A 12,091-nucleotide genomic window follows, 5' to 3' on the forward strand; every position below is an offset into this window, starting at 1 on the left:
AATGTTGTGAGAGTTTATTTATGTCTTGACAATGGTCATTTCATAACAGTATTTAAGTATAGTAAGCGATTACATTACCATAACTAAGGAAAGGGATTATAATGAAAACTTACGTACTATCATGGTTGAAACTACTCTTTTATTATTTTGATAGAAAGGATGACAATCTATGAAAAACAAATTACTTATATTAATCATAATGTTCAGCATTTGTTTTCAAGGTTGTACATCAAAGAAAGTAGCTCATAAAATTTATCTAGAAGATACATCTATCTTTACTACAAGTAATGATGGAAATTCTTCTTTCTATTATCGTTTTTATACTCAGGATAAAAGTGATTCTTATACTACTTCCGCAAAGACAACTAATCCAAATATTACTGCTGATGTATCATTAAGTGTTGATGAAGATAATGTCCACGAGCTGGAAGTCAATCTTCATACACCACCAGGAGAATATGTTTTTGATATTATTGTGACAGTTAATGATAAGAAGTTCACTATTAAAGATGTTCATCATATTAATTTTAATCACCCTAATGCCCCAGATATACTCGGTGAACATCATGGAAAAGGTGAGTATCCAAGTCCTAAGTCATTCCCTACAGACTATACTTACAAAGTGAACTTTACACAGCCTATAGAAGCATATGACTTTAAGGTATATGGTGAAGAGTTGAAATCATTAGAGAAAGTATCTAATAAATGTATCCAGTTAAAAACAAGAGTGGAAAAGCCTAACATCTCTAGTTTAACTTATGTAGTCAATGGTGAAGAGTATTCACTTTATAATATTTATCATGTTGTTTCTGATGATTACTATAAGAAGAAATTCCTGAAATAATTTGAAGGAGAGCACACTTTTTCCTCCTTTTTATCTTTTATTGAGTAATTTATCTAATTTAATATTAGTAATTAATTGTATAAGTCTTAAAATGTATAATACAAAATTTAAAAAGGGTGGTTAAGAAATGAATGATTTATTAAAAATGCATTTTAAATTGTTTATAAGAGAAAAGAGGTTTTTTTGTTTATATATAACTAATTTTATATTCTGCTTTTTTGGGATGTTGTTTTATATATTGAAAAACTTTGACAAAGATACAAGTGCCATGAGAGTATTCAAATAAGATAAGCGTTTACATTTGCGCTAAAAATGGAGTGTTAAGATATGAAAAAATTAATTGTGCTTTCTTTTTTAGTTGCTGCTTGTGCAGTATCGTTAGCTCATACTGAAGTGTCTGCTTCAGATGATACAGTTATTAATCAATATCTTCTTTTAAAAAATGAATATAATATAACTAAATCCAGATACATGCTATCTGAAACTCATAGTAGTGCAGTGAAGTTAAATAAAGCAAGAAAAGATATTGATTGTTTTAAAAATCATATTTATAAATTAAAAGGTAAATCAAGAGAGGAATTGAAAAGATATAAGTATACAAATTCTCAAATTGATGCGATAAAGAATTATGATGGAACAGAGGAAATGTCTGTAAAAGCATCTTCAAAAATCAAGTTTAGCGTTAAGAAGAATATATTAAGTTATGATGCGAAAACAGGATTGTCTACTGTAAAAGCAACAGTAAGCTTTAGCTGGAATGGAACACCTGAAGATTATGGAAGTGATGCTTTTGCGATGGCATATGAAGCAGATAATAATCATATTTTTAAGGAAGTTTCATCCGTTACTTCTTCATTAAAATACAAGGAATTCAAATCCTCTAAGAGTGTAAAAAGATGGACGAAGTCAGCGGTTAAGAAAGGTGATCAAGATGTTATTGGTTCATACGGATGGTCATTTCCTTTAAGAATAAAAGGTGATCAATACTATGCGTATTTGTATAAGGGATCTTTTTCTATAACAGGAGTAGTAAGTGGAAAATTAAAATATTTCAATGTGCGTTACTTATATAGTCATAAATCATCTATAGTTCCAACAGGATTTGGAATTAGTATATCTAGAGGTATGTCTTCTGCAGGAATAATACTCACAAAAAAATCTCGACATAAAGGGTATCCTGAAAAACATGGTGGTGTTGTGACTTGTTCATAATCTTAATGAATTATAAGGAGATAATAAAATGAATACATTAAAGAAATTATTAATGATAGTATTTTTATTCTTTTTGGTAACTTATGGATGTCATATACTAACTCTAATAAATTTAGAGATATTCATGTATGTATTTAATGCATGGCAGGATTTTGACTTGTATAACGTGCTTTTTAGCATATACACTGCATGTGCTATAGTTGTAATAACTATGTATCTTTTGCATAAGAAAAAGAATTAATATACTTTGTTTGTTGATACAAATATGAGGCTGTTGAATATTCAACAGTCTTTTATTTTATAAAAACACTTGATTATATAGTTAGTATATGCTAACCTATAGATAGTTAGTAAGAACTAACCAGGAGGTCAACAATGAAAGTAGTCTATGCATCAAGAACTGGAAATGTAGAAACATTAATTGGAAAACTAGGTATTACAGACGCATTACATATTGAAGATGGTACAGAAAAGGTTTCTGAAGATTATATCTTATTTACTTATACAGATGGCTTTGGAGATGTTCCTTATGAAGTATCAGATTTCTTAGAAAACAATCCATCTATTAAAGGTGTTATTGCTTCTGGTGATACAGGATATGGTGAAGCATATTGTTTAGCTGGTGATAAGATCAGTGAAGATTATCATGTTCCATGCCTTTACAAAGTAGAAAATGATGGTACTGATGAAGATGTAGAAGCCATCAAAGAGTTACTTTAATGACCTTAGGATATCATCAATTTGAACATCTTCTTCTTACGCATTGCACACCTACCTTGATCAAGCGTAAGTTAGGTAGTATGTTTCATCTTGATAATAGATATTCAGATGTTCATGAACTTGTAGAATATTATGATCAGATTCTTAACCTTCAAGGATTACGAATAAATCTATTTTTCTCTCATGGTCGTTATACAGTATATGTATATCTGCCTTCCTCACTCAAATACTTAATGACTAACAAAGACATTCAATCCTTTCTGAAACAATACGAATATCCTGATCATGATATTCTATCTCATCTAGAGAAACGTCTTGAGATGAGTCAATATCCACACGAAATAGGGTTATTTTTGGGTTATCCACTTGCTGATGTATGGGGGTTTGTACATCATAAGAAGTGTCAATGTTGTGGCTATTGGAAGGTATATGAAAATAAACGTGAAAAAGAAAGTCTCTTTAAACAATTTGACTGTTGTAGAAAAGAATTCATACTCCTTTATGAACAGGGCTATTCTTTGTCACAAATCCTTAATCAGGCTGATAATCAGCCTTTTTCTTTTACCTTAAATGAATTATAATATTTTCGAGGTGGTTATAAATGATGAGAGTAAATGAAACAGAAACTAAAAGATTATTAGAAGCTGTTAAACCAGCGAAGCTTGTTGCAGCAACTAAATATATTGATGAAAAAGAAGTAGAAAAGCTAGAAGAATGTGGTGTTATGATCTATGGTGAAAATAAAGTACAGGACTTCTTAAAGAAGTATGAAGACTACCATGGAAAAGGTGTATGGCATTTTATTGGTACATTACAGACCAATAAAGTAAAGTATATTATTGATAAGGTACAGATGATTCATTCTGTCGCAAACTATAGATTAATTGATGAAATAGAGAAACAGGCAGCTAAACATGATTTAGTTATGGATATCTTATTACAGGTTAATATTGCGAAAGAAGAATCTAAACATGGCTTTAATGAAGAAGAAATGAATGAAGTTATGGACTACTTAAAAGATAAACCTCATTTAAATCCTAGAGGATTAATGATGATGGCTCCTAATATTGAAGTAGAAGAAACAAGACAATACTTTAAAGCAACTAAAGACCTATTAACTAAACTGCAGGAATCTTATCCTAACTATCAATTAACTGAACTATCAATGGGTATGACACATGACTTCCCTATTGCGGTTGCAGAAGGTAGTACAATGGTAAGACTCGGTCATGCACTATTTGATGAATAATTAAAAACATCCCTAGAAACATAAGTTTCTAGGGATTTGTGTTTAGTATAGGAAATCCGGATTATTATATTCTGCACAACATTCCTGCCAGTATGTCATAGATTCTTTAATATCACGACATACATAATCATAGTCTTTCTTCTCTATCTTTCCATGATCCGCCATACTCTTATAAAATTTCTTTAAACTTGTAGCAGTTGTTTTAACAGTTGCAGGAGTAGACCACATACATTTACGTATAAAACAATCTCCAAGGAAGTCACCAATCATAGTAACGCCTTCCTCCATAGTTGCATCCATATGGTAAATTAAAAAATCAGTGATAAACAGATTCGCATTAGATAGATGATTGTAGATGGTTTTATCTTTTAAGCCTGCATTTTCAAGGTCTTCCTGGAAGAGAATTAAATATTCATAATTTGTGTCTTCATTTTCACTAAAGTCTAGATAGTCCATAATTGTAATATTCCTTTCGCTGTATAGATATATTATATAGTAACAGAAATAGAAAGGCTTTAGATTAATGTGAATTTTATAAAAATGTATTTTACCGACTTCATCATATCCTGCTGTTATAATAAAGGTATATGGAGGATACAGGTATGACGAAACGTATATTAGTTGTCTTAGTGCTTGTTTCTGTAATACTTATACCAAGTTGTACGAAAGATAAATATTCTGATGAATTTTAGAATGATGAAGAAGTTGCAGAATATGTAGAAACAATAATAAATAAGAAGTATAGTCGTCACTTTGATAATGAATAGATAGTGTAAAAATAGTGAAAGAATAGTGAAAAATAGTGTAAAAATAGTGAAATAATAGTGAAAAAACTCTTTTTCTAGGTATAATTATATAAAAGGAGGGCTTTTTATGATTAAAGTGACATTAACAAATGAAATCTTAAAATATATTACAGAAATTGAGCAAAATAGATACAAGGTATCATCGGTGAAACTTTCCCCAATCGTTATGAATAAGCTTCGTAAAAATTCAAAGAAAAAAAGCTCTTATGCTTCAAACAAGATTGAAGGAAATCCTTTGTCTGAAAAACAGGCGGAAGAAGTCATTGAAAGTGATGAAAGAAAACATTATTTGAAGCCGGAACAGGAAGTAAGAAATTATTTTCTTGCATTGAATTATCTGGAAGAGAAGTTGAACAATAAAGAAAAGTTATCTAAAAAACTAATTTTAGATGTTCAGAAATTAGTTGAAAAAGGTGCTCCTAAAGAAAAAATAGGACTTAGAGGACCAATGCCTCCAGGAGTATTATTTGCGGTATATGATTCTAAGACAGGAAATCCGGATTATATTCCACCAGAATATAGTGATGTTCCATCATTATTGGATGAGTTAATAGAGTATGTCAATACTACTGATGATCATCCATTGATTGTTGCAGCAGTTGTACATTATCAATTGGTAACTATTCATCCATTTGAAGATGGTAATGGAAGAACCGCAAGATTATTATCTGGATATATTATGGATTTGAATGGATATGGTTTCAATGGAATTGGTTCACTAGAAGAGTATTTTGCATATGATGTAAATGAATATTATGACTCTATTCAAATGGGGTTACCTGCATTGTATTATTCTGGAAGAGAGAATCCACCACATCCTGAAATTTGGATTAATTACTTTCTGCGAATGGTAAAGTTGTATTCTAGAAAAGTATGTGATCTACAATTATCTTCTGAAGAGGAAGATATTGCTGGAAGTTTATCTTTCTTAAAAGAGAGAGAAAAAGAATTATTAGTATTGTTGATTTCAAGCTATCGAGGAGAGTTCACTCCGATAGAAGTAAGTAAACAATTATCAGTCACAAATAAGACAGTTATTAATAGATTGGCTGGGTTAGTGAAGAATGGATTTGTGATTCCAATATTAGTTAATAAGAGAATCCGTTCCTACAAACTAAGTGAATTTGCGATAAATCACGAAAAGGAAATTAAAGAAGTAGCTGGGTAGTATAATTGATGTGATATTTTGAAAAGCATAGATAGAAAATGGTATAATTTCTACGGAGGGATGAAGGATGAATATCGATATTAAGAATTTTAAGTGGATACGTGAACCAAAAGAATTCACAATCGCAGATGATAAGATTGAGATTGTCACAGAGCCACATACAGATTTGTGGCAGAGAACTTATTATCATTTTAGAAATGATAATGCGCCTGTTCTACAGATGGAAACAGATGAAAAGTATTTCAGTTTTGTTGTAGAGACAGATTTTGCAGACAGTCATACAAGATTTGATCAGTGCGGTATTGTACTTTATTTAGATAGTGAGAACTGGTTAAAAGGTTCTATAGAATATGAGAATGAAGACTTCCAGCATCTTGGAAGTGTTGTAACTAACCATGGATATTCAGATTGGGCAACTACAGAAATTCGTGCAGATGTAAAGAAAATGTGGTATCGCCTAAGTAGAAGAGAAGATGATTATTGTATAGAATGTTCAGCAGATGGGGTGAAGTTTTCTCAGATGCGTGTTTGTCATCTTCATGAAGGCGGAGATAATATTCGCTTTGGAGTGTATGCTTGTTCACCAGAAGAATCATCTTTTAAAGCTGTATTTAAGCATATGCAGATTATGGAATGTCAGTGGCAGGCACACGATGGACAGCAGCCAGATTAGGTGAATACTATTGTATAGAAATGTTGATGAGGAGGATGTTAGGATGAATTCAGGTCCTATTATTCTCCTTTTTATATTTAACCTATTGTTATTGAGACAGAGTTTGTATTTTACCTTATAAATCCTTAAATTTTGTGTATATATCGTTATATTTTGTAATTTTATTATGCAAAAAACTAGATTATTTTTTAAAATTCGTTTAATATAGGTTCGATATAATACTCAAAAAGAGAAAAGGATGTGGAAGTATGAAGTATTATTTAGGAATTGATGTAGGATCTACGACTGTAAAACTCTACTTAACAGACGAGAATGATAAATGCTTATTTTCTAAGTACACAAGACATTTCTCAGATGTTAGAAAAACAATCTATGAGTTATTAATTGAAGTAAAGAATCAGATGGGTGATATTGATTTATATCCTGTTATGACTGGTTCAGGAGGTTTATCTCTTGCAGATAAGCTTGGTATTTCTTTTATACAGGAAGTTATTGCATGTACAAAGACAGTAGAAACATATATTCCACAAACTGATGTAGTTATAGAACTTGGTGGCGAAGATGCCAAGATCACTTATTTTGAAGGACAGCTTGAACAGCGTATGAACGGTACTTGTGCAGGAGGTACTGGGGCATTTATTGACCAGATGGCTACTTTATTAAAGACAGATGCTGCTGGTTTAAATGAATATGCGAAAAACTATAAGACAATCTATCCTATCGCATCACGTTGTGGTGTCTTTGCGAAAACAGATATTCAGCCTTTGATTAATGAAGGTGTATCTAAAGAAGATATTGCGGTATCTATTTTCCAGGCAGTAGTGAATCAGACTATTTCTGGTCTTGCCTGTGGTAAGCCTATTAGAGGTATTGTTGCATTCTTAGGTGGCCCACTTTATTTCATGGATCAGTTAAGAGAACGTTTTATTGAAACATTAGGTTTAACTGAAGATGAAATCATCTTCCCACAGAACTCACAGCTATTTGTTGCTATGGGTGCATGTTTAAATGCGAAAGAAAAAGTAGAAAATCCATTAAACATCTCTAAGATTATTGAAGACTTAGAAGGTCTTTCAGACTCTCCTACAGAACTTACAAATGTCTTAGAACCATTATTTAATGATGAAGCAGAATTAAAAGAATTCAGAGAAAGACACTTTACCCATATCACTAAGAAAAGAACACTTAAGAAATATAAAGGTAAAGTATTCTTAGGTATTGATGTCGGTTCTACAACATCTAAGATCATCATGACTGATGAACAGGGGGCGATTTTATATTCTTTCTATAGTTCTAATGAAGGAAATCCATTACAGTTAATTATGAGTCTGATGAAGGAAATCTATCAGATGCTTCCAGAAGGATGCTATATTGCGAAAGCAGGTGTTACTGGTTATGGTGAAGCCCTTATTAAAGCTGCTTTAAAGGTGGATATTGGTGAAGTAGAAACAATTGCCCATTATACTGCCGCAAAAGCCTATGAACCTGATGTAGATTTCATTCTTGATATTGGTGGTCAAGATATGAAGGCTATTACTATTAGAGATAACGTCATTCAGAATATTTCATTAAATGAAGCATGTTCTGCAGGATGTGGTTCGTTCTTAGAAACATTCGCAAAATCATTAGGTTATAAGATTGAAGAATTCGCAGAACTTGCATTAAAGTCTAAGCACCCTATTGATTTAGGTTCTAGATGTACAGTATTCATGAACTCAAAAGTGAAACAGGCACAAAAAGAAGGTGCTTCTGTAGAAGATATCAGTGCAGGTTTATCTTATTCAGTTATCAAGAATGCGTTATATAAAGTAATTAAACTAAGAAGTAAAGAAGATATTGGTAAGCATGTTGTTGTACAGGGAGGTACTTTCTATAACGAAGCTGTACTACGTGCATTTGAAAAAGAAACAGGTATTGAAGTAGTAAGACCTGATATCGCAGGATTAATGGGGGCTTATGGTATGGCCCGTATTGCGATTGAAAATGATGACAATGAACCTTCTACTATTCTTTCATTAGAAGAAATAGAAGCACTTGACTATGATACAAAGATTAGAAACTGTGGTAAGTGTACAAATAACTGTATGTTAACTATTACATCATTTAATGATGGTAGAGAGTACATTTCAGGTAATAGATGTGAAAGAGGGGCTAACCTTCCAATGACATCTAAAAAGCTACCTAACCTCTATGATTATAAATATGGTCGTATCTTTGGTTATAAATCACTTTCTAAAGATGATGCAAGAAGAGGAGAAGTGGGTATTCCTAGAGTACTTAATATGTATGAGAACTATCCATTCTGGCATACATTCTTTACTCAGTTAGGCTTTAGAGTTGTTTTATCAGCAAGATCTTCTAAGAAGATTTATGAAAAGGGTATTGAATCTATTCCATCAGAAAATGCCTGCTATCCAGCTAAGATTTCTCATGGACATATTGAAAATCTTATTGAAAGAGGTATTCCTTTTATCTTCTATCCATCAGTAGCATATGAAAGAAAAGAATATGAAGATGCAGGTAATAACTATAACTGTCCAGTTGTTGCTTCTTATCCAGAAGTTATTAGAAACAATGTAGACAGCTTAGAAGAAAAACATGTGAAATATAAGAACCCATTCTTATCTTTAAATAACCCTAAGACATTATTTAAGGTGATGAAGGAATCTTTAGCTGAATATGATATTTCAGATAAAGAAATGCATAATGCGATTGATAAGGCTTATCAGGAATTAGCACGTGCAAGAAAAGATATTGAAGTTAAGGGTCAGGAAGCATTGGAATGGATGCATAAAAACCATAAGAAGGGTATTGTCCTTGCAGGACGTCCTTATCATGTGGATCCAGAAATCAACCATGGTATTGCAAGCTTAATTACAAGTGAAGGTTTCTGTGTATTAACAGAAGATTCTGTATGTAACTTAAATAAAGAAAACTTAGACTTACGTGTAGTAGACCAGTGGACATATCATTCTAGACTCTATCGAGCTGCAGAGTTTGTAACAACTCAGCCAGATCTTGAACTTATCCAGTTAACATCATTTGGATGTGGATTAGATGCGGTTACAAGTGACCAGGTAGCTGAATTATTACAGGCCAGAGGTAAGATTTATACACTTATTAAGATTGATGAAGCCTCTAACTTAGGACCAATCAGAATCCGTATTAGATCACTAAAAGCAACAGTGAAGAAGAAAGACAATACTGTACACTTAGAAAATAAATATGAATCAGAAAAAGTATCATTCACAAAAGAAATGAAGGATGATAGATGGACTATTCTATGTCCTCAGATGTCTCCTATTCATTTCCAGTTTGTAGAAACTGCAATGAATTCAGAAGGCTATAATTTTGTGGTACTCCCTTCAGTAGATAAAGAAGCAGTGGATCAGGGATTAAAGTATGTCAATAATGATGCATGTTATCCAAGTATCTTAGTAGCAGGTCAGATGATGAATGCATTAAATTCAGGTAAGTATGATCCTCATAAAGTGGCATTGATTATTTCACAGACAGGTGGAGGATGTCGTGCAACAAACTATATTGCGTTTATTAGAAAAGCATTAAAGGATGCACATATGGATTATGTACCTGTTATCTCAGCTAACTTACAGGGATTAGAATCTAACCCAGGCTTTAAGATTACTTATAAAGTCGCTAAGAAGGTTATTATTGGGGCTATGTATGGTGACTTATTCATGAGAGTCTTATACCGTGTAAGACCTTATGAAAAGGTCAAAGGTTCAGCAAATGAATTATATGAATCATGGGTAGAAAAATGTAAAGAAAACGTTGAAAATGGTTCTATGAAGGAATTCAAGAAGAACGTTTATCAGATTGTAAAGGAATTTGATGAATTACCACTCCTAGACATTAAGAAACCTAGAGTAGGTCTTGTAGGAGAAATCCTTGTAAAATTCCACCCTACTGCCAATAATGAGATTGTAAAGATTATTGAAGAAGAAGGCGCAGAAGCAGTTATGCCAGATTTAATTGACTTCTTCCAGTATTGTTTCTACAATACTCAATATGAACATGAACATTATGATGCAAGCTGGAAATCAGCTAAGTTATGTAATGTTGCGATTAAATTAGTAGATTTCTTAAGAAAAGATATGATTAAGGCATTAGAAGCATCAAATCGTTTTGATGCACCACATCCTATTGATCAAATCGCTAAGAAAGCAAGTGAAGTTGTTTCTATTGGCAACCAGACAGGTGAAGGATGGTTCTTAACTGGTGAAATGATTGAACTCATTGATGAAGGTGCACCAAATATCGTATGTATGCAGCCATTTGCCTGCTTACCTAACCATGTAACAGGTAAGGGTGTTATTAAGGCATTAAGAAGAAAATATCCACAGTCTAACATCGTTGCGATTGATTACGATCCAGGGGCTAGTGAAACGAATCAGCTTAATCGTATTAAATTGATGTTATCAACTGCATTTAAGAACATGGAATCATCTAATTAGTGGAGGAAGATATGGAAGATGGACATTCCACCCCGCCCTCGCGAGGTAGGGCTATTCTAGGCTTTATAAGATCAAAACTGAATTATAATAAGATTTCTGTATTAAAGAAATTAGCCTGTAAGGATAACCCTGTAATATATAGACGTGTATTACAAGAATTAGGCGACTACAAGTATAAAAAGAAACCTGTGAAGGGTATAACCCTTTCACAGGCTGATTATGATACATGCTGCCTTATATTAACTGTAATGGTTGAGAAAGATTTTGATTATTATTATGATCAGGGATATGTCAAATGTACAATAGAACGTATGATTGACTTACTGAGTTAGGAGATTATTGTGAGAAAGATTAAAGAAGTTGTTGTAGTGGAAGGTAAAACAGATACTGCAACACTAAAACAGTTATTTGATGTAGATACAATTGAAACATCTGGGTCAGGAATTAACGAAGATATTCTATCTCTCATTAAGACTGCTGCTTCAACACGTGGTGTTATTGTCTTAACAGACCCTGATTATCCTGGTACACAGATTAGAAATAAAGTCATTCAGGCTGTTCCTAATGCGAAGCATGCCTTTGTCGCAAAAAAAGATGCCAAGGGTGTGAAGAAGCTTGGTATTGCGGAAGCAAGACATGATGCAATTATTGAAGCATTAGAGAATGCAGTCACATTTAGTGATGCTAAAGAATCTATTACCTGGGATGAATTTATTGATTTAGATGTATTAGGTAATAAGAAGAGAAGACTACAGGTCTATGATGCCTTTCATTTAGGTTATGGTAATGCGAAAGCGTTATTTAAGAGACTGAATATGATGGGTATTACAAAAGAAGAAGTACTTAATGCACTAAAGAGTCAGTAGACATAGTATCTACTGACTCTTTCTTATTATATAGAAAACCATACGCTATGCGTATGGTCCAAAAAAACTTTCAGAGAT

At 32.5% G+C, this 12,091-nt stretch carries 11 protein-coding genes; 10 read left to right on the forward strand and 1 reads right to left on the reverse strand.

Translation table 11 applies throughout. The features are described 5' to 3' along the window. Window positions 1-169 precede the first annotated feature (169 nt). The 5 genes from QZQ55_RS09040 to QZQ55_RS09060 all read left to right on the forward strand — a co-directional run bounded on the left by QZQ55_RS09040 (window position 170) and on the right by QZQ55_RS09060 (window position 4,025). Complete coding sequence (locus tag QZQ55_RS09040) at window positions 170-844, forward strand: hypothetical protein (protein ID WP_295092582.1); 675 nt, start codon at window positions 170-172, stop codon at window positions 842-844. Between the two features lie 327 nt (window positions 845-1,171). Then, window positions 1,172-2,056, forward strand: coding sequence for a hypothetical protein (locus tag QZQ55_RS09045; RefSeq protein ID WP_295092585.1), 885 nt, complete (start codon window positions 1,172-1,174; stop codon window positions 2,054-2,056). Window positions 2,057-2,431: 375 nt separating this feature from the next. After that, window positions 2,432-2,776, forward strand: coding sequence for a class Ib ribonucleoside-diphosphate reductase assembly flavoprotein NrdI (gene nrdI / locus QZQ55_RS09050; protein WP_279079768.1), 345 nt, complete (start codon window positions 2,432-2,434; stop codon window positions 2,774-2,776). Continuing rightward, window positions 2,776-3,357 carry a DUF3793 family protein gene (locus QZQ55_RS09055; protein WP_295092588.1) on the forward strand — a complete coding sequence of 194 codons (582 nt, stop codon included), beginning with the start codon at window positions 2,776-2,778 and terminating at the stop codon, window positions 3,355-3,357. Before nrdI ends, QZQ55_RS09055 begins: the two co-directional genes overlap by 1 nt. 20 nt (window positions 3,358-3,377) lie before the next feature. Beyond that, window positions 3,378-4,025, forward strand: coding sequence for a YggS family pyridoxal phosphate-dependent enzyme (locus tag QZQ55_RS09060; protein ID WP_006504461.1), 648 nt, complete (start codon window positions 3,378-3,380; stop codon window positions 4,023-4,025). A gap of 42 nt (window positions 4,026-4,067) precedes the next feature. On the opposite strand, the gene QZQ55_RS09065 is transcribed toward QZQ55_RS09060, so the two are convergent. Further along, window positions 4,068-4,481 (reverse strand): hypothetical protein, encoded by a 414-nt coding sequence (locus QZQ55_RS09065; protein ID WP_295092591.1) that lies wholly within the window; start codon window positions 4,479-4,481, stop codon window positions 4,068-4,070. A 417-nt stretch (window positions 4,482-4,898) separates the two neighbouring features. Between QZQ55_RS09065 and QZQ55_RS09070 the strand changes: the two genes are divergently transcribed. From QZQ55_RS09070 to rnmV, 5 genes are all read left to right on the forward strand, one after another. Then, window positions 4,899-5,999 (forward strand): Fic family protein, encoded by a 1,101-nt coding sequence (locus QZQ55_RS09070; RefSeq protein WP_295092594.1) that lies wholly within the window; start codon window positions 4,899-4,901, stop codon window positions 5,997-5,999. A gap of 67 nt (window positions 6,000-6,066) precedes the next feature. Then, window positions 6,067-6,672 (forward strand): DUF1349 domain-containing protein, encoded by a 606-nt coding sequence (locus QZQ55_RS09075; RefSeq protein WP_295092597.1) that lies wholly within the window; start codon window positions 6,067-6,069, stop codon window positions 6,670-6,672. Window positions 6,673-6,920: 248 nt separating this feature from the next. After that, window positions 6,921-11,147: a 2-hydroxyacyl-CoA dehydratase gene (locus QZQ55_RS09080; protein ID WP_295092599.1), complete on the forward strand. Its 4,227-nt coding sequence runs from the start codon at window positions 6,921-6,923 to the stop codon at window positions 11,145-11,147. A gap of 11 nt (window positions 11,148-11,158) precedes the next feature. Next, window positions 11,159-11,479, forward strand: coding sequence for a hypothetical protein (locus tag QZQ55_RS09085; RefSeq protein WP_295092602.1), 321 nt, complete (start codon window positions 11,159-11,161; stop codon window positions 11,477-11,479). Window positions 11,480-11,488: 9 nt separating this feature from the next. Next, a complete protein-coding gene (gene rnmV / locus QZQ55_RS09090) occupies window positions 11,489-12,013 on the forward strand; it encodes a ribonuclease M5 (RefSeq protein ID WP_295092605.1) in 525 nt (174 codons plus the stop codon). The last annotated feature ends 78 nt before the right edge of the window (window positions 12,014-12,091 follow it).

It is taken from the genome of uncultured Catenibacterium sp. (assembly GCF_900540665.1).
Lineage (GTDB): Bacteria > Bacillota_I > Bacilli_A > Erysipelotrichales > Coprobacillaceae > Catenibacterium.

Coding starts and splice junctions, on each gene's coding strand:
- QZQ55_RS09040 (WP_295092582.1), top strand. CDS start 170: ATGAAAAACAAATTACTTATATTAATCATAATGTTCAGCATTTGTTTT.
- QZQ55_RS09075 (WP_295092597.1), top strand. CDS start 6,067: ATGAATATCGATATTAAGAATTTTAAGTGGATACGTGAACCAAAAGAA.
- QZQ55_RS09070 (WP_295092594.1), top strand. CDS start 4,899: ATGATTAAAGTGACATTAACAAATGAAATCTTAAAATATATTACAGAA.
- QZQ55_RS09045 (WP_295092585.1), top strand. CDS start 1,172: ATGAAAAAATTAATTGTGCTTTCTTTTTTAGTTGCTGCTTGTGCAGTA.
- QZQ55_RS09065 (WP_295092591.1), bottom strand. CDS start 4,481: ATGGACTATCTAGACTTTAGTGAAAATGAAGACACAAATTATGAATAT.
- nrdI (WP_279079768.1), top strand. CDS start 2,432: ATGAAAGTAGTCTATGCATCAAGAACTGGAAATGTAGAAACATTAATT.
- QZQ55_RS09055 (WP_295092588.1), top strand. CDS start 2,776: ATGACCTTAGGATATCATCAATTTGAACATCTTCTTCTTACGCATTGC.
- QZQ55_RS09080 (WP_295092599.1), top strand. CDS start 6,921: ATGAAGTATTATTTAGGAATTGATGTAGGATCTACGACTGTAAAACTC.
- QZQ55_RS09060 (WP_006504461.1), top strand. CDS start 3,378: ATGATGAGAGTAAATGAAACAGAAACTAAAAGATTATTAGAAGCTGTT.
- QZQ55_RS09085 (WP_295092602.1), top strand. CDS start 11,159: ATGGAAGATGGACATTCCACCCCGCCCTCGCGAGGTAGGGCTATTCTA.